This window comes from Spirosoma endbachense (genome assembly GCF_010233585.1).
GTDB classification, from domain to species: Bacteria; Bacteroidota; Bacteroidia; order Cytophagales; family Spirosomataceae; genus Spirosoma; species Spirosoma endbachense.
This window is the reverse complement of the sequence record NZ_CP045997.1, coordinates 4,633,009-4,651,523: the sequence shown is the minus strand read 5'-3', so window position 1 is coordinate 4,651,523 and position 18,515 is coordinate 4,633,009. Positions and strand designations below refer to the sequence as shown.

General features: G+C 48.1%; 12 protein-coding genes. 8 read left to right on the top strand and 4 right to left on the bottom strand.

The window, feature by feature from the left end:
- Window positions 1-49: 49 nt before the first annotated feature.
- A complete protein-coding gene (locus GJR95_RS18740) occupies window positions 50-802 on the top strand; it encodes a hypothetical protein (RefSeq protein WP_162387314.1) in 753 nt (250 codons plus the stop codon).
- A gap of 105 nt (window positions 803-907) precedes the next feature.
- Here the strand turns inward: GJR95_RS18740 and GJR95_RS18735 are convergent, their stop codons facing one another.
- A complete protein-coding gene (locus GJR95_RS18735) occupies window positions 908-3,862 on the bottom strand; it encodes a glycosyltransferase family 117 protein (protein ID WP_162387313.1) in 2,955 nt (984 codons plus the stop codon).
- 256 nt (window positions 3,863-4,118) lie between these two features.
- On the opposite strand from GJR95_RS18735, the gene GJR95_RS18730 reads away from it, so the two are divergent.
- Complete coding sequence (locus tag GJR95_RS18730) at window positions 4,119-4,577, top strand: GNAT family N-acetyltransferase (protein WP_162387312.1); 459 nt, start codon at window positions 4,119-4,121, stop codon at window positions 4,575-4,577.
- A gap of 102 nt (window positions 4,578-4,679) precedes the next feature.
- Here GJR95_RS18730 and GJR95_RS18725 read toward each other — a convergent pair whose 3' ends face one another.
- Window positions 4,680-5,432 (bottom strand): SDR family oxidoreductase, encoded by a 753-nt coding sequence (locus tag GJR95_RS18725; protein ID WP_162387311.1) that lies wholly within the window; start codon window positions 5,430-5,432, stop codon window positions 4,680-4,682.
- Window positions 5,433-5,805: 373 nt separating this feature from the next.
- On the opposite strand from GJR95_RS18725, the gene GJR95_RS18720 reads away from it, so the two are divergent.
- Complete coding sequence (locus GJR95_RS18720) at window positions 5,806-6,105, top strand: GNAT family N-acetyltransferase (protein ID WP_162387310.1); 300 nt, start codon at window positions 5,806-5,808, stop codon at window positions 6,103-6,105.
- 50 nt (window positions 6,106-6,155) lie between these two features.
- Here GJR95_RS18720 and GJR95_RS18715 read toward each other — a convergent pair whose 3' ends face one another.
- Together GJR95_RS18715 and GJR95_RS18710 are read right to left on the bottom strand one after the other, a co-directional pair.
- Window positions 6,156-6,884 (bottom strand): LytR/AlgR family response regulator transcription factor, encoded by a 729-nt coding sequence (locus GJR95_RS18715; RefSeq protein ID WP_162387309.1) that lies wholly within the window; start codon window positions 6,882-6,884, stop codon window positions 6,156-6,158.
- Window positions 6,881-8,356 carry a sensor histidine kinase gene (locus GJR95_RS18710; protein WP_198424862.1) on the bottom strand — a complete coding sequence of 492 codons (1,476 nt, stop codon included), beginning with the start codon at window positions 8,354-8,356 and terminating at the stop codon, window positions 6,881-6,883. Before GJR95_RS18710 ends, GJR95_RS18715 begins: the two co-directional genes overlap by 4 nt.
- A gap of 217 nt (window positions 8,357-8,573) precedes the next feature.
- Between GJR95_RS18710 and GJR95_RS18705 the strand changes: the two genes are divergently transcribed.
- The 5 genes from GJR95_RS18705 (at window position 8,574) to GJR95_RS18685 (ending at window position 18,495) form a co-directional block, all read left to right on the top strand.
- The gene (locus GJR95_RS18705; protein WP_162387307.1) at window positions 8,574-9,476 is read left to right on the top strand and encodes an ABC transporter ATP-binding protein; all 903 of its coding nucleotides are present in this window, start codon (window positions 8,574-8,576) and stop codon (window positions 9,474-9,476) included.
- 65 nt (window positions 9,477-9,541) lie between these two features.
- Window positions 9,542-12,997, top strand: a complete 3,456-nt coding sequence (locus GJR95_RS18700; RefSeq protein WP_162387306.1) for a M1 family aminopeptidase — start codon at window positions 9,542-9,544, stop codon at window positions 12,995-12,997.
- A gap of 233 nt (window positions 12,998-13,230) precedes the next feature.
- A complete protein-coding gene (locus GJR95_RS18695) occupies window positions 13,231-13,932 on the top strand; it encodes an RNA polymerase sigma-70 factor (protein ID WP_162387305.1) in 702 nt (233 codons plus the stop codon).
- On the top strand, window positions 13,929-14,933 hold the full coding sequence (locus GJR95_RS18690; RefSeq protein WP_162387304.1) for a FecR family protein: 1,005 nt from the start codon (window positions 13,929-13,931) through the stop codon (window positions 14,931-14,933). Before GJR95_RS18695 ends, GJR95_RS18690 begins: the two co-directional genes overlap by 4 nt.
- A gap of 34 nt (window positions 14,934-14,967) precedes the next feature.
- A complete protein-coding gene (locus tag GJR95_RS18685; protein WP_198424861.1) occupies window positions 14,968-18,495 on the top strand; it encodes a SusC/RagA family TonB-linked outer membrane protein in 3,528 nt (1,175 codons plus the stop codon).
- The last annotated feature ends 20 nt before the right edge of the window (window positions 18,496-18,515 follow it).

Genomic DNA, 18,515 nt, shown 5'->3' with positions numbered 1-18,515 from the left:
CTGCGGCCTATAACTTGCGAACGACATCGGCCATCATTCGCTTTCATCAATGAGAAAACTCCTTTTACTAACCCTGTTGTGCTGTTTTTTTTTCCTAACTGCCCAGGCTCAGATCGATACAATCAACACCGCTAGTCTGAAACTGAATATGGCGGCATTTAAAGAAGCCAAACGGTCATACGCTGTGTTTTTTGAAGATAGTACCGGCAAACGATTAACCTCCGCCGACATCTGGGACCGGACCATTCGCTTCTCCAAATCGGCTACCGGTCAGAAAATCTACGAGTTTGACTGGACGTGGTTTCAAAAAGATTCGTTGCTCGCGCATGTTAAGGCAACGGGTTTGCTGTCGTCGCTAGCGCCGTTAACGCATGAGGCTACCTATACGAAGCGAGGGAACCGAAACTTTGTCTTTACCGGAAACACCGTCACCATTCCTCCTGCCAACCGACGTACGGCCAAAGACAGCACGTTCAACGTTATCATGAATCCACCAGCTTTCGAGTTCCCGATGGACCTGGAAATTCTACCATTGCTTCCGTTTAAGAAAATAGGTCAGGAGTTTGCATTGGCATTTTATGAGCCCGGAGCCCCAACTTCAAATTATTACCGCCTGTCGGTGACTGGGAAGGAGGAGTTACCGATCAGCGGAACGGCCAAAATCAATTGCTGGCTGCTGAAAATAGATTATGGGCAACAGGGTGCTTTTGCTACTTTCTGGATTTCCGATCAATCGAGAGAGGTGATCAAAATGCGGGAGTATTTCAGGGGTCGCTATCGCTATAAAGTGAAGCTGTTTTAGCTTTCAGGACGTAGCCTGATTCATTGCAAATCAATCGTCGGAAGTCAGGCTCCCGACAGGAGTCCGGTGGGCAAAGTCAACCGGACTCCTGAATGCAACCAACTACTATCCGCCAAAGGCAGTGAGATGTCGCTGGAAAATGGCCTCATACTTCGTCGCAGCCGTTTCCTGTCGGGCTTGCTTGCAGGCTTCGACAATGGTTTGAAGCACGTATAGATCGCCCTCCGGACTGCCAAATCGCCCCTGCCCGCTTCGGGCATACGTGAGATTCTGGTCGGCGCGGGTGGCCATGGTATCAGCAATGGTCAGAGCTTCCTTCGTATCATTTACGGCAAACAGAAACCGGACATAATTAGACGAAATCTGGTCGTAAGGAATACTCTTGTCCGGCATAACTTTTAACGAGTAATTAAGCACCTGACGGGCTTTATCGGTTTTTCCCTCCCGAAGCAGCTGATCGGCCAGCCGGAAGAACGCAATCCGGGCCGAGATTACGGGTGGACCTTTATAGGTCTCGTCATAGTATACGTTTGGGTTATCGAACTCCCGCCAGTAGGTTTTGTGCATCATATTGGTAAACATGATATCGGAATTTACATAGCCATCCGTCGCTCCCGGAACGGCTACTGGCATTAACCGATACGTATAGCCTTCCAACTGCATATAATTTTTCATGTTCAGGTAATGATCGTTGGCCAGCGTGCTCGAGAAATAGATGGGGCGTTGCCAGTTATTTGTAGCGATCATATCGAGCATGACCAGATCAGGTTTGTACAGGTCTTTCTTGCCAATGGTCCACTGTAGAGTGTCTTTCATAAATGGCCTCAGTGACGCCGGAACAAACTTTGCGTTATCGACAACCTGTTTGTCAATCGGCAGAAAGAGCACCGACGACGGTAAAATATTGGTCATATCTCCACTGGTCAGCGGGACCTGAATGGCCGGGCTATTCGTTTTGACCAGATTGATATACTGCTTGAGATCAATGCCGTTTTTGACTCCTTGTACTTCATAGAAAGGTATAATATCATTTTTACCCTTGTTGAACTGATCGAACTCCAGCGACATGGGAACCGCATCTGACTCATACGTCTTTCGTTTCATCTGCTGAATGTACCACTCGGTGCCCAGAAGGCTAAGGTTGCAAACCCGTATGTCGCGCCGGAATCCTTCTACCTCCTGCACGTACCAGAGCGGAAAGGTATCGTTATCGCCCTCCGTAAACAGAATCGCATTAGGAGCACACGAATTGAGCATATTTTTCGCGAAATCAACCGAGTGAAAGCGGTGGTCGCGGTTGTGATTATCCCAGCTTTTCACGCACATGAGAATTGGCACCAGCAGACACAGGCCCAGAACAAGTTCGTTGCGTACTGTGGCTGATTTCAGGTAGGTCCGTAAAACCTCGGCAACCGCCATGACACCCAACCCCAGCCAGATGGCAAAGAAATAGAACGAGCCAACGTAGATATAATCCCGTTCGCGCGGTTCCGACGGTGGAGAGTTGAGGAAAATTTGCAGACCAATTCCCGTAATCAGGAACAATAATACCACAACCAGCAAGTCGTGCCGTCGACGAACGTACTGAAAGACAATGCCGAAGAGGCCCAGCAGAAACGGCAGCATATAAAAATTGTCGCGGGCTTTGTTCGCTTTCAACAGGTCGGGTACGTTCTGGTCCGATGACCAGGGTAAAAGATAGCCTGCTCCCTCTTCGTCGCTTTCGCGACCGGCAAAATTCCACATCAGGTATCGCCCCCACATGTGGCCTAACTGATAGGTAAACAGAAACTTAAGGTTGTCGATCATGGTCGGTTTCTGCCCTTCGGCCAGACCTAACATCTGTCGATAAAGCTGCGGATGGCTGAGCTGACTGCTGTAAAGCCGAGGAAATAATAGTTCATCACCGGGGGCATAGATGTACTCGGGCTGATAATCGAAGATGACGTATTTATCGCCTTCTTTCTTCCACATTGGCGCACCTTTTTTCTGATCGATGGGCCGGGCGGTAAATAAGGGGCCGTAGAGTAATGATCGGCTACCGTATTGTTCCCGCCCCTGATAGGCCCGGAAGTTGAGTACATCGGATGGGGCATTTTCATTGATTGGCGGATTGAAGCTAGCCCGAACCAATACCTGTAGGTAGGATGTGTAACCAATGAGCAGGAACGCCAGGGCAAGGAGTGATGTATTCAGGGTTACCCACTTCTGGCGAATCGACCAGATAATGCCAGACGTCATACCCCCCAGCAGTAGTACCGTGAAGAAAATGACCCCCGAATTGAACGGTAGGCCAAATGAATTAACGAACACCCGTTCGACGGTGAAAGCAAGCGCAGGCAAACCCGGAATCGACGCATTGATGATTCCCAGGGCAACCAGACCAATACTCAGGGCCATTATGCCTCCCCAGAAAGTTGGCTGGGGATATTTTTTGAAATAATAGATGAGAGCCAGTACAGGTAATATAACCAGATTCAGCAGGTGAACACCGATCGACAGGCCAATAAGATAAGCAATAAAAACCAGCCAGCGATTGGCAGTTGCCTGATCGACAATGCGTTCCCATTTGAAGGCAGCCCAGATGACAATGGCCGTAAAAAACGAGGACATGCTATACACCTCGGCTTCTACGGCAGAGAACCAGAAGGTATCGGAGAACGTGTACGCTAAAGCCCCAATGGTACTGCTGCCAATAATCAGGGCGGCATCGGCCGTAGAATATTCATTTTCAGCTGTACCGTGTAATTTCTGCGCCAATAGCGAAATGGTCCAGAACAGGAACAGAATGGTGAAGGCGCTGGCCAGTGCCGATCCCATATTGATCCAGTAGGCGACCTGAGTGAGATCACCTAATGAAAGCATCGAGAAAATGCGCCCCAAAAGAAGAAATAAAGGGGCGCCTGGCGGATGAGGAACCTGAAGTTTGAAGGACGAGGCAATGAATTCACCACAGTCCCAGAAACTGGCTGTACGCTCAACGGTCATCGCATACGTAGTAAATGCGACAGCAAAAACGAGCCAGCCTGCGAGGATGTTCAATCGTTTAAATAACAGCATACCGATGTAGAATTAGCGAAATGTATTTGTATAAGGTGCTGCCAAAACTACGGAAGATACCGCCCGACTGCGAGGCTACTACTGTTAAAGTTTGTTAATAATATCCTGTATATCAGTACATTGGTTTGTATAGCCGATGGCGCACACATTTTTGAATTGTATGCGCGTCGAATAAATATGAAATATATTATAGTATATGTGTTATGTAATTTGAGGGTTTTTATGTTTTATTTGTATCATAAAACTTCTTCCTACTATGACCATACGAATTGAAATAGAGCCAACTTCGTCGAGTGCTCAGGTCTATCGGCTTGACTTATTGGATGACTGTAACCAAACTGTTGGCTATGCCACTGGTGAGTTTAGACGTTATGCGGTGTGGTTTAATGGACAGCCTCACTTTTTTCTGGATCAACTGGTCATTCCCGATAAAGACCATCGCCAGCAGGGATTCGGTAGTCAGTTAGTAAAAGCAGTTGAAGCCTTTGCCCGAAATCAGGGAGCTTCCTGGATCAGGGGCCAGTTTGTACCTTCGCAGTTTGCCACTAGCCCGGCCGATGAACGGGCTTTAAGTACTTTCTGGAACAAAAACGGGTATGGGCTAAAGCGGGAAATTTATGACAATTCAATCCGGTTCTGGAAGCCACTGCGTTCGGCAACGAAGGGTCAACGGGTGGGCTCGACATCAGCAGGCGTTCAGAAAATGGCGGGTTAGTTCGACATTTAGCTGGGTCGTTGAATAATGTCGAATCATTGTTATCGGACAGCATAGTCCAACAGCAACGATTCGACGAATTTTAAGTGGACGGACCATCGATTAAAGAGTCATACCACCATCAACAATCAATTCGGCACCCACAACGAACGATGAATCGTCGGAAGCGAAGAAAAGGGCAACTTTGGCAATCTCTTCGGGACGGCCAAAGCGATGGAGCGGAATCTTCTCTATAATTCCCTGATTCATCTGGTCGACCTGCTGCTCCGACAACCCTAATTTAGTGGACGTATGCAGGGGAGTTTGTATCGGACCTGGGCTGATCGCATTGACACGAATGTTCCGGCTTATCAGTTCGACAGACAGATTTTTGGCCAATGTCAGTACTGCAGCCTTCGTGGCTGCGTAAACACTGGCACCGGGTGCACCGATATGAGCGTTTATCGAGGTGTTGAGCACAATCGAGCCGCCTTTATCCATGAAAGGCAACAGCGCCTGAATCGTAAAATACGCTCCTTTAACATTCGTGTTGACGCTTTCATCAAAAATTTCAGGCGTCATCTGCTCAAAGGTGGCAAATTTGGCGACTCCTGCATTGATGAACAGGATATCGATTGAGGTAAAATTTTCCTGAACAAATTCAGCAAAGCGATAAATAGCACCTGAATCGGTGGCATCCCAGATAAATCCGTACGCCTGTTCGCCAAGTTCGGTAATGGCCTGATCTACTGAGGCTTGACTGCGACCCGTGATAATTACTTTTGCTCCCTGGGCAATGAATTCTTTCGCAGTTGCCAGGCCAATCCCCGTGGTTCCTCCCGTAATGACAGCTACTTTATCCTGAAGACGATTCATAAGCGTGTGTTTTTGGCGTTTTATGTGTTGTAAGTGAAAATCCTGACGACCGTTCAGAGGAGACTCGTTCGGTCAAGGTATACTGAAAGAGTAACTTTTCAACCTGGATATTCGAACTATTTTAGCTGATCACAAGTACACTGTTAACAGGAATGAATCCAATGCTGGTAAAGGTGGATACAGAATGCTCAGATATAATGCCGCACTGAATGCGGCACCTAATGAAATGAATACAAATCGTATAGGAGAAAAGAACGGTTTCTGCTTTTATTACTTAGGTTAGCACTTGAGAAATAGTCGCCGAAAATAGACTGGCAACTGTTGGTTTAGACTGCTATACAAAAACAAAAGGATTGACTAATCGATATCGTTTATGGCTGATATTCAATTGACACTGAATGAAAAGAAACATGGCTCATTCTTTATTCAGGAAGGGGAGGAAAAGATAGCCGAAATGGTCATTGCCATTGCTGGTTCCAACCTGACGGTGTATCATACTGAAGTTGTGCCAGAACAAGAAGGGAAGGGGTTAGCTCATAAACTGTTGGTGTACATGGTGGAGTATGCCCGTCAGCATCAATTGAAGGTCATACCGCTCTGCCCCTATGTCCATGCCCAATTCAAACGCCATCCGGAGCTATATCAGGATCTCTGGGAGGGTGATAAGTCCTGATCGTTCCGTTTCAGAACCAGATCATGAGTATGCTGACTGGCGGCATTGGGTTATTGCCGGTTCAGAAGCTGCTTCATGACATGCCGGTAGTTTTTTCCAAGCGGTAATTGTTTGCCGTTCGTTAGGTGAATGGTATTCCCCTCAATGTAATGCACAAACTTTCGGTTGAGGATATACGATTTGTGGATGCGGATAAACGTTTCGCCGGAAAGCTGGCTCTCGAAACTGCTTAATGTTCTTGGGGTTAGCAGGAATTGCTGATTCTCCCATACTTTCACATAATTACCGAGACTTTCCAGGTAGTACACCTCATCCAGCGTAATCTGGATGAATTTCTTATCCGTTTTTATGTAGATCTGAGCCGGTTCATTACTGGCAATCGGGTGGGTTACGGGTGCAGAAACGGCTGGTTGCTGCTTTAATGAATGGATGGCCAGAGCACGGTTTGCCGCTTTTAGAAAGCGATCGAAACGGAACGGTTTTAACAGGTAATCGCAGACATCAAGCTCAAAACTTTCCAGGGCATGTTCTTCATAAGCCGAGGTAATGATAATAATCGGTTGGTGCTGCAAGGTTCGTAGAAAATCCAGTCCGCTCAGTTTAGGCATCCGGATATCCAGAAAAATAAGGTCTACGGTTTGCTTACTTAAAAACGCCAGCGCTTCTGTTGCCCTGTAACAGTGCCCGCAATTTTCCAGAAAAGGAATATCCTCCAGATAGCTCAGGATAATATCATGGGCCAGTGGCTCATCGTCGACGATCAGGCAGCGTATACTCATGCTAAGTCCAGTTGTAATTCGGCCGTAAAAGTATGATCCTGAGCCGTGGTTTTCAGCGCATGTTTACCGGGATACAGTAAAGTCAGTCTCCTTTTTAGATTGCTAAGTCCGATACCATCTTTTGTTTCGATAGCTGATTCGACCGAATTTTCACAACGGAAATAAAGCTGCCGGGAATCACATCGTAAATCGAGATGCAGAACAGTCTCGTTATCAGCGGATTCTATGCCGTGTTTGAAGGCATTTTCGACAAAGACGATCAGCAGCAGAGGAGCTATTGTCTGGCGGTCATCGGTTATGACTTGCTTAAACTGAAAATCTAACGCTTTCCTGAGTCGTATTCGCTGCAATTGTATATAATCGTCCAGATACTTCACCTCATCCCGGATGCTGACCGTTGGCTCCTGCCCTTTGTAAATCACATACCGCATTAACTCAGAGAGTTGAAGAATACTTTCCGATGTTTGTTTTGATTGTTGCAGGCTCATGGCGTACAAATTATTCAACGTGTTGAAGAAAAAGTGCGGATTAAGCTGTTGCTTCAACAGATCCAGTTCGGTCTGTGTTTTTTCCTTTTCCAGGGCCATGATCTGGCTATTTTGCCTGGCCCATTGAAGGGCTAGTACAATGGGCAAACTGATCAGCATGATGGCTAGCGCAGCAAACGCATTTTCCAACTTGAACGGGTTGGGCGGGAAGATATGTCCGAAAAGCTGGTTCATGGGCAATGACGCAATGAGCTGTGCCACAATGGGGTACAGTAAGGCAACGGTGGCTAAAACGCTCAAAACATATAACACCAGACCGTTTTGTCTTAACACCTTCGAAACCAGAAAACGGCTGTTGATATAGAAAAATAAATAGCCACATAAATACATAAACTGGAACTGAAGAGCGATGCTCAGAAAGGTGCCAAAATGCCGAATGATTTTTTCAATACTGAATTCGAATCCGATCAGCAGTTGTTCCTTTGTGTGATAAATCGGGTTGTTCAGGCTGGATACGGCCATAGCCGCAAGCGTCACCGAAATAAGTGTAACGCTGATCAGCAGGGCATTGTCAAGATCAATTTTCCGAATCCATTTACTTTGCCTGCCCCGCTTTTGGTAATACGCATTAGCGGCCAGCAAAAATTCAAGCGTATAACTACAAAGAGAACTAACAACGATCAGGTCATGATACTGGGTTGGCTGTACTAAAATGCAGAGGATTGTGCTGGTTGGTAAGCAAATGCCAAAACAGATAAACCAGTAGGTCAGGTAGCCACGAGAGGAGTGTAGCTGACTCAGTCGTTCTTTGTTCCAGGCGAATACAAGTGTCGGTACTTGAACCGGAGCCAGGACCAGGAGAACCACAAAATAGTCGCTCCACATAGCCGATGCGTTTTCCAGCGTATGGAAAATTCCCAGCCAAAGCAAAAGGCCGATAAAGAGCCAGAAATCCTGATGCCGGGCGAGAAATCCTGGTTTCATTGGTACGATATTTACGGTCGAAATGAATAAAAGAAACGCTTCGTGCTGGTTCGTACAAATCTTAATGACGAACGTACCGATTTTGATGATGTAGGTGCAGAAAGCCGATTGCCGAGTAAGCAAGAGCGTTCATCCGTTGATTGGCGACCGTTGTCATCTATTATTGACAGCTCCAGAACGGCCGGTTAATTTCAGCCATAATCACTAAACAATAGGGATGAACAGGCTGGAAATAGTCAATCTTACCAAAAGCTACGGCAACGGGGTAAAGGCACTGGACAATGTCTCACTAAGCATATCGAATGGTCTCTTTGGGCTTTTGGGCCCGAATGGTGCCGGAAAATCTTCGTTAATGCGCACGCTGGCGACCCTCCAGCAACCCGACAGTGGGCATGTACTTTTTGACGGTAAGGATATTCATCAAAATCCACAGCAACTACGACAACAGCTTGGCTATCTGCCACAGGATTTTGGCGTATATCTTAAACTGGCTGCGATGGACTTATTGAATCACCTCGCCGTATTGAAAGGGTTACTGATTCGAAAAGAGCGCGATGAACAGGTCATGGCCTTGTTGCAACAGACCAACCTGTATGCCGTTCGAAAGCAGGCCGTTAGTACATTTTCGGGAGGAATGCGGCAACGTTTTGGCATCGCGCAGGCATTGCTGGGCAACCCTCAGTTAATCATCGTCGATGAGCCAACCGCTGGCCTTGACCCGCTCGAACGCAATCGCTTTCATGATCTTCTGAGCGAAATCGGCGAGCAGGTTGTCGTGTTGCTTTCAACGCATATCGTGGAGGATGTACATGATCTATGCCCCGAAATGGCCGTTCTGGCGCATGGAAAGGTTATTTTACAGGGTAAGCCCGCTGCCTTGACCGAATCGCTGAAAGGACAGGTTTGGCGAAAAATAATCCCAAAAGATGCCCTACAGACGTATCAGGCAACATTTAACGTCATCTCGACCCGCCTGATCGCGGGTAAGCTGCAATTGCATGTACTTTCCGATGATCGCCCGGAGGCCGGTTTTGAACCGCTTAACCCTGGCCTGGAGGAGGTATATTTCTCCGCATTACTTGGCGCACAGCGTTCCAGAAAGGAGGGAAGCGCATGTTAGGTGTACTCTTACCGTTCGAAATAAGGTATCATCTCCGCCAGATCTCGTTCAGGGCAGCTGCTATCTTGTTTTTTGGATTAGGGATACTGGCCATTCAGGGGAGCTACGGGGGCGAGGAGGTCCACAAAAATTCACCCTATGCCATTACGGTTATCGTGGGACTGCTTTCCCTGTGCTCAATTTTCGCCAGTACGATCTTCTGCGCCAATGTTGTTTTGCGGGATACGACCTATAAGATGGATGCCATCGTGTTTACAACCGCTGTGGGCCGTTTGCCGTATTTCGGAGTACGGTTTTTAGGTCTGTTACTGGCTGTATTTCTGCTTCTTTGCCTTTCCTTATTGGGTATGGCTGCTGGTTCAGTGCTACTGGATAGCGGTCAGTCAGGTCCGTTTCGTTTCGATTATTTCTGGCAACCTCTTCTTGTTTTTGGCCTCCCTAATGTCCTGTTTTCCAGTAGCCTGATCTTCTGTACGGCCATGCTTAGCCAGAATGTACGGGCCATTTATGTGGCGGGTGTACTGCTCTATATCCTGTACTGGTCAGCGTCAATACTGGGCAATTCGCCTTTACTGGCAACGTCTAGTCTCAAAATTGCCGAACCTGATCCATTGCCGCTTTTGCTGGACCCATTTGGTCTGGCCGCTTTCTTTGGCGAGGCCCGTTTGTGGTCTGACTGGCAGCGTAATACTCAGCTGTTTCCCCTCCGGAATGTGTTCCTGCTGAATCGCCTGCTATGGACAGCGTTTGCGGGTATACTACTCACGGTGAGTTATCAGTATTTTACGTTTCGGCTCCACCTGCCTGCCCAGACCAGACAGAAAACAAGGCAGGAGTCGGTTAACCTGGTTCGTTATAGTCCTTATCAAGTTCATCCACAAGGTTACGCCTTTGGTTGGATAACCTTCCTGTCGCAGTTAAAACTGGAAATAATATCCCTGGTGAAGCATATCCCATTCATGGTTATGCTTTTATTATGGATTTTTCTCTTTGCCATTGAATTGAATGACACGCTGTTCAGCGGTTCTTATGGCATTCGCACGTACCCTGCAACTGGCGTTATTATCGACGAACTCAGGTCCATGCGACTGGCTATGTTACTGATCATTTTTTATGCTGCTGAATTGCTGGGTCGCGAACGAGCGGCAACTATGCAGGAATTAATCTACAGTACGCCCGTATTCACGTCGAGCTTATGGGGAGCCAAGTGCGTAACGCTGGGCGTACTTGTGGTAATTCTGGTCAGTACAAATATCGGGATTGGAATAGCCGTACAACTGAGTAATGGCTATTTTACGATTGAACTCCCTTCCTACCTTACGTTATATTATTACAGTGGCCTGCCGTTATTTCTGTTCGCGGTTCTGGCCGTTTTCATCCAGACCATAACCCCCAACAAATACCTGGGCATGCTGCTCAGTATGTTGGTTGCATTTTGTATCGTGTTCAGCAGAAGGCTCGGAATTGAACATTATCTCTTACGCTATGCCACTGTGCCCGAACTGACGTACTCGTACCTGAACGGTTTTGGGCATTTTGCCAACGCGTTCAACTGGTACATGCTTTATTGGGGGGCTTTTGCCGTGGTGCTTTCTTTATTGACCATTGGTCTCTGGCAAAATGGCCAGTACAATACCGGGTGGCAACGAGTGAATTCAATAGGAAGCCATTGGGGGAAATTAAGTGCCTATTTAGGGGCAGCCGCCGTATTGCTTTGGCTTTTTACCGGTTCGAAAATTTATTATGATACGAACGTAGTGGGCAACTACAAAAGCACCGCAGCAAAACTCGACTGGCAGTTGCGTTATGAACGGCAGTTTAAACCATTTTCCAGGCGTTCACAGCCAATTATTAAGGCTGTAATAACAGACATCGCTTTATATCCGAAAGACGGTAAATATACCGTGAAAGGCAGCTATCGGTTAAAAAATGAATCAACTGAGCCCATGTCAACAGTTTGGGTTGGTATTGACCCGGAGGTTACGTCCTGCCGTTTATCGATACAGGGTGCCAGACAGACCCGCAATGCCGAATTTAACCAGTATTGGTTCATTCTCCAGAAGCCGTTAGTGCCGGGCGCAGAGGTAACACTACATTTTTCAATGGAAGTTATCCGCTCTGGGTTTATGCCATTTAACAGTGAACATGCTGTGGTCGAGAATGGCACCTACATCGAACTGGAAAAATACGTACCGTTTCTGGGCTACAATAGCCGATTCGAAACTGATGATGCCAAAGCCCGGAAGAAATCAGGGCTTCCGTCACAGTCTATACCTGTCCCGGCGGATAATCGATATCACTTAATTGACCTCGAAACAACAGTTTCAACCGAGCCTGATCAATACGTTGTAACGGTGGGCGATTTACAGAAATCATGGATCGCCGATCAGCGCCGGTATTTTGAGTATAAAACCACTGCACCCATAAATTTTATGTTTGCCCTGAGTTCGGCACGCTATACGATCAAAAAAGAAACCTACAAGGGTGTTGAATTGAGCATCTGTTATCAGGATGGTCGGACCCATAACATGGCAAGTATGATGCAGGCTATGAAAGATGCGATGGATTATTGTAACAGCAACTTTAGCCACTATCCCCTGAAGCACTTCACACTTGCCGAGATTCCACACTATAAAGGTGCCGCTACTGCCTATCCGGGTCTGATATTCAGCGCTGAACGGATCAATTTTTTGAGTGACTTTCGGAATACGGACAACGTGAACTTTGGTTACGCAATCGTGGCCCATGAGGTGTCGCATCAATGGTGGGCCAACAAAGTAGCACCGGTTAATGGACCTGGAGACGGCTTGCTCACCGAATCCCTCGCCAAATACACCGAAGCCATGGTAGTCGAAAAATCGTTTGGTAAAATGCTTCTAAGGAACTACTTACAGACAGATAATGGGCTTTACTTTTCTATGCGAAACTCAGATGGAAAGGAGTTGCCGTTAGCCCAGGCAACCGACCAGCCGTATGTTTATTACCAGAAAGGAGGACTGGTTTTGTACGCCATTAAAGAAACACTTGGCGAAGCGAACCTCAACCGAGCCTTGCAACGCCTGATCGAGAAACATGCTTACCCTGCTACCAAAGCGACACCTGATGACCTGATTCATGAATTGTATCAGGAAGCTACCGCCACTCAGGCCAGGCGTATTGATGACTTGCTCAAAAAAGTAATCGTCTATTCAATGAAGGTTACGGTAGTGTCCTGCGAATCGCTCGTAAACTGTCAGTTCAGGCTAACGCTTCGGATTAATATGGGTAAAACGGAACAAGGATCAAACAAGCCGCTTTTGCCGGATGATGCTATCGATATCGCCTTGTTTGACCGGAAACCTGAAGAGTGGGATCAACACCTGAAACCACTCTATCTGCAAAAGCATCATTTCAGCAATGGGGAAACGCTATTAACGCTTACGATTAACAAAAAGCCCCAGTCGGTGGCCATTGATCCGTATGGCTATATGTTGGATGAAAACCAAGCCGATAACAGGCAGGAGGTAAGGTTCGGAAAATAGCGCGGTTTGAAGAAATCACGGGACGGTTTTATCTGGGGTTTAACCGTACGTTGTCAGTAGATATGTAAAACAGGTAAACTCAGGCTATTGGTGGGAATAGCCTGAGTTTACAATGATTAAAGGTGAGTTTGATAGTTATTATCAAAATAATAAAAAAAAATCTACGAATTGACTAGGGGATAAAGCGGCTTTTGCGGACTTAGTAGTAATTGCGATTCATTTTGCTACTGCCAATGCCCGAAAATCTACCTGATAAACCCGTTCCAACCAATCCGTTCCGGCAGTCAGCTGCCGAACCCATTGTGATGGATGCTGAATTTCTGATTCGGCAGGCATTCGATGAGAATGCCCGACGGGGTTATGAACTACTGTTTCGGCGCTATTATCGAACGCTGTGCAGTCAGGCCGTTCGTTTTGTGCACTCACGTACCATTGCCGAAGATCTGGTGAGTGAGGTATTTTTCAGCTTCTGGAAAAATCAGGTTCATCAGCACATTACAACCTCCTATCAGGCTTATCTGTACGGAGCCGTCAGGAAGCGGGCCTACTCACACCTACGGCAGGAATTTCAGCAGGAGCCGATGACATCGGAGGCCGAATCATACGTGACAGATGCCGTTGGTTCGCTCGATCCGGAGCAACTACTTCAGTATACGGAGTTGTATCAGCGCATTGAAGAAACCGTTCGAACGCTCCCGCCCCAGTGTCAGCGGGTGTTTATCATGAGCCGATTCGAGGGCAAAAAGCACCGCGAAATTGCCAATGAACTCCAGATTTCGCCGAAAACAATCGAAGCCCATTTAAGTCGGGCGCTTTCGCAACTACGCCAGATGCTCCAATTGGGCCTGTTTTGCTGGCTAACGGCCTTCGCTAGTATTCAGTCGTCTACCCAGCCGGTCTTCTCTGCATCGGTACAAACGTTCGTCATCAAATGAATCAGGCTATTAGGAAAGAAACGCTGTTTGAGCACTTTGCCGGTCGCTCAACAGCCCTGCAACGAACGATGATTGCCGACTGGTTACAGCAACCGGCTAACCAGATGCAATACGTAGCCTGGCTCGACGAGTGGGAACACCAGAATCTTCAATACCTGGCCGACGAAGACGTAGCGCTGCGCCGACTCTCGAATAAAATTGAGGTCTGGGAGCAGCAGCAACACCCCCTGAGTACGGAAGAGCAACAGGTGCCTGTTCGCCCGTTACCCATATCCCCACGATGGCTGGTCGCGGCCTCCGTGATGCTTTGCCTGCTGGCCGGACTATATGCGGGTCGACAACAACTGCTTTATCAAACGCTGGAGACGGATTTCGGTGAAACCAATCAATTAACCCTACCTGATGGATCGAAGGTAACGCTGAATGCCCATTCAACTCTTCGTATACCGCGTTTTGGCTTTGGCAATAAAACACGGGCGGTGTACTTAACGGGCGAAGCGGCTTTTTCCATCAAACATACACCTTCCCACCAGCGATTTGTTGTCCACACAAATCGCGGTGTTGATGTTGAGGTATTAGGAACCGAATTTAACGTATATGACCGGCCGGGTGGAACCAGGGTTGTTTTAAGCAAAGGGGCTATCCAGCTTACGTATTCCAGTCCGGCGAAACCCGTTCGCCAGTTGCGTCTAAAGCCGGGTGATGCGGTTAGTGTAAACACGTTGGGTCAATTAACGCAAAGTTTCACCACCCAGCCCGAAGTCAGTATGGCCTGGCGTGACCATCGGTTTGTGTTTAAAAGTACATCCGTTCGGGAGATCGCTGACCTTCTTCGCGATACCTATGGCCTGCGTGTGATTCTTAAAGACCCGGAATTAGCCAATCGTACGGTTACTGGTTCGTTTCAGGTCAAAAATGCTGATGAGTTTCTACAGGTGGTGGCCGAATTGCTGGAAATCAACTATAAGCAGAAAGACGATACCGTCACTCTTTTCGAATAACCTTCCGACTTACTTACCCTTACACAAAGCCTCTATGTGTTCACGTTTGAACTCCACTATGCTGCTGTTTTGCGCGTTGTTGAGCGGTTCTCAACCTGCCAGTAGCCAGACAATTGCCATGGTTGGGCAACAGGCCCGCACGGCTCCAGCCCTTCCGGCTATTGCCACACTCCGGCTGGCCGATGTATTGAGCGACCTGAAAACACGTTACCGTACCGATATTCTGTTTGAAGACCGGACCATTGCCAATCTGACCGTTCCATCCGACGTTTTAGCCGGGAGCACAAGCCTGGAAAACGCCCTGAGTCGATTACTAAAACCGTTTGACCTGCGCTACAAACAGGTTAAACCGGGCATTTGGGTCGTTCTGAACCGGAAAAAGTCAGTGTTAGACAACGGCCGAACCGGTGGATCGCCCCGATTTCCGGAAGCGCTAACCACGGAGCAGGATCTTACCGATAATAATCAGTTCAATCTCCGGTTGCCATCGTCTACGACCACGTCGGTGGTGACAGCACCTGAGGATATTTCCATCAGCGGCAGGGTGAGTGCGGCCGACAATGGCCGTACTGGCGGAGCGGAGCCTTTGCCCGGCGTCAGTGTGGTCGTGAAAGGTACAAACCGGGGAACAACCACCGACGCCAATGGCCGCTATCAGTTAAGCATTCCGGAACCGGCGTCAGGGCCGGGCTCGTTAACGCTGGTGTTCTCGTACGTAGGCTACGTTGCCCAGGAAATTAGCCTGCTCAATGGTAACGGCCAGCCACGTTCCGAGATCAATGTCCAGCTAGAGGAAACTAATCAATCTCTGAATGAGGTGGTCGTTGTCGGATATGGTTCTGTACGGAAAAGCGACCTGACCGGATCAGTAACCTCCCTAAAAGCACAGGATTTAACCCGTGGGACCAATGTGAACCTGCAACAAACCCTGATTGGGCGATCGCCGGGCGTACAGATCTATCAGAAAAGCGGTGAGCCCGGTGCAACCATGAGCGTACAGATTAGAGGAATTACATCCATTACGGGTAATAACGATCCTCTATACGTAGTGGATGGGTTACCGGTCAACGATGGGACCGCTATTGGCACGGCGAGCGCTGGCGGCACGACCAGCAATCCGAATAACAGAACACCCCTAAACAGTCTGAATCCTGCTGATATTGAGTCGATTGAAATTTTAAAAGATGCATCGGCTTCGGCGATTTATGGTTCCCGTGGGGCGAATGGAGTGGTGATTATTACGACCAAAAAAGGCAGGGAGGGCAAACTGAAGGTTGAGTACAACGGAACGTACGGCGTTCAGAAGGTTGCCCATACCCAGCGATTTATGACCGGCGATGAATATACAAAAGCCATCAACGAAATCATCGATCTGGGAAAGTTAAGTACGCCCAAAGTAACCGGCCCAAATGCCAATACGGACTGGCAAAAACTCTTGCTCCGGGATGCGCCCATTCAATCGCATGACCTTTCGTTTAGCGGAGCCGGTGGAAACACCCGATTTTATATGTCGGCCGGTTATTTTAATCAGGACGGGATTATGCTCAAGTCGGGTACACGCCGGTATAATGCGCGGGTGAATGTGGAGAATGGCATCGCGAACAAATACAATATCGGCATCAGCCTGACGACATCGTATACCCGCGATTACTACAACGCAACCGGAGTGGGGTTAAACGACAATGCGAGTGCTCTGTATATGGCGCAGAATTATGACCCAACGGCACCACCTTACAACGCCGATGGCTCTTATTATCGTTCGCCGTTGATGGCGCCCATGGATAACCCCCTGGCGGTTATTAATGGACAGTATGGTATGGGCGATACCTATCGTACGTTTGGAAATCTGTATGCCGAATATTTCCTGGCTCCGTCTTTATCGGCTAAAGTACGGGTAGGCGTTGATCTGAACGACAACCAGCGTTATTTCTGGATTGACCCAACGACATTAACCGGTTTGTCCTACAACGGTTATGCCGACGTGCGCGATGGTAAACGCGGCTACTACCTGGCTGAAGGTACGCTGAACTATAATAAATCGGTTAAGGATCACCGGATTAGCGCTGTTGTCGGCTCTACCTATGAGCGCTACACGTCCAGTTCATTAACGGCCAGTTCACGCTCCTTTGCCCTTGCAGACCTTACCTACGATGCCCTGGGCACTGGCGATAATACGCTGAATGGCGTCAGCAGTGGGCGTCAGGAGAATAAACTTATCTCGTTTCTGGGGCGGGTGAACTATGCCTACAAAGGGAAATATCTCCTCACGGGCTCCATCCGCGCCGACGGTTCGGCGCGTTTCGGTCCCAACAAACGGTTCGGTTATTTTCCTTCGGCCGCTCTGGCCTGGCGTATCCATGACGAGGATTTCCTGAAAAACAGCCGGTCGTTGAGCGAATTGAAATTTAGAGCCAGCTATGGCGTGACCGGTAACCAGCCTACCGTCAATTACCTGTATTTTTCGACCTACTCCGCTGGTCGCAATGCCGTATTTAATGGAAACAAAGTTAGCTCCTTACAACCGTCCCGGAGTGCCAATCCCAACCTGCAATGGGAGTCGGCGGTGCAGGCCGATGTGGGTATTGATTTTGGGTTCTTTAACTCCCGCCTGACGGGTAGTATCGACTACTATAATCGGAAAACGTCCAATCTCCTGTATGATATTCCGCAGCCATCGAGTACCGGTTTTGGCAGCCGTACCGAGAATGTAGGCAGTATGCGTAACAGCGGGCTTGAGTTTGCTCTGAAAGGCGTTGTGCTCAACAAGAAAGATTTCAGGATCGATGCGGGTTTTAACATCACTACGTTGAAAAATCAGGTGCTAAGCCTGGGAAATGTGAGCCAGTCCATTGGTACAGGGCCAGGTAGTATTGGCCAGGTCAGCATCCTGAAACCAGGCGAATCCATCGGATCATTCTACGGCTATATTGTTGATGGGGTCTGGCAGACGGGTGACGATTTCGGCCAGGCCCAAACGGGAGTTCGGCCGGGTGACCCGAAATACCGGGATCTGGACGGCAACAAAATTATTAATGCCAATGATCGCGTCATCCTCGGCAAATCGCTCCCCGATTTTTACTACGGCTTCAACTCCAGCGTTTCGTTCAAAGGGCTTGTTCTCGATGTGTTTTTCGAAGGATCGCAGGGAGCTAAAATGCTGAATAGCAGCCTGGTCGATTCGTACTATCCGGTCGATTACCGGCGCAATAAACTCGCTGACCCTTACCTGAACCGCTGGACACCAACGAATCCAACCAATGACTATCCTTCTTTCCTGCCGAATGATGTTCAGGGGCAGAGACAGGTGACCAACAAAACGGTTGAAGATGCTTCTTATCTGCGCCTTCAGGCCATACGATTATCGTATAAAATTCCAGTACCCTCTAACCGATACATCAGCGGTGCATCCCTATTCGTGAACGGGCAGAACCTCTACACCTTCACCAAATACAGTGGTTCCGATCCGGCAGCCAACGCGTTGGGTGACAATATATTACGGATCGATTATAATACCTATCCGCTAACGAGAACCTTTACAACCGGTCTTAATCTGCAATTCTGAACTAAAGAGCCATCACGTAC

Coding starts and splice junctions, on each gene's coding strand:
- GJR95_RS18740 (WP_162387314.1), top strand. CDS start 50: ATGAGAAAACTCCTTTTACTAACCCTGTTGTGCTGTTTTTTTTTCCTA.
- GJR95_RS18735 (WP_162387313.1), bottom strand. CDS start 3,862: ATGCTGTTATTTAAACGATTGAACATCCTCGCAGGCTGGCTCGTTTTT.
- GJR95_RS18730 (WP_162387312.1), top strand. CDS start 4,119: ATGACCATACGAATTGAAATAGAGCCAACTTCGTCGAGTGCTCAGGTC.
- GJR95_RS18725 (WP_162387311.1), bottom strand. CDS start 5,432: ATGAATCGTCTTCAGGATAAAGTAGCTGTCATTACGGGAGGAACCACG.
- GJR95_RS18720 (WP_162387310.1), top strand. CDS start 5,806: ATGGCTGATATTCAATTGACACTGAATGAAAAGAAACATGGCTCATTC.
- GJR95_RS18715 (WP_162387309.1), bottom strand. CDS start 6,884: ATGAGTATACGCTGCCTGATCGTCGACGATGAGCCACTGGCCCATGAT.
- GJR95_RS18710 (WP_198424862.1), bottom strand. CDS start 8,356: ATGAAACCAGGATTTCTCGCCCGGCATCAGGATTTCTGGCTCTTTATC.
- GJR95_RS18705 (WP_162387307.1), top strand. CDS start 8,574: ATGAACAGGCTGGAAATAGTCAATCTTACCAAAAGCTACGGCAACGGG.
- GJR95_RS18695 (WP_162387305.1), top strand. CDS start 13,231: ATGCCCGAAAATCTACCTGATAAACCCGTTCCAACCAATCCGTTCCGG.
- GJR95_RS18690 (WP_162387304.1), top strand. CDS start 13,929: ATGAATCAGGCTATTAGGAAAGAAACGCTGTTTGAGCACTTTGCCGGT.
- GJR95_RS18685 (WP_198424861.1), top strand. CDS start 14,968: ATGTGTTCACGTTTGAACTCCACTATGCTGCTGTTTTGCGCGTTGTTG.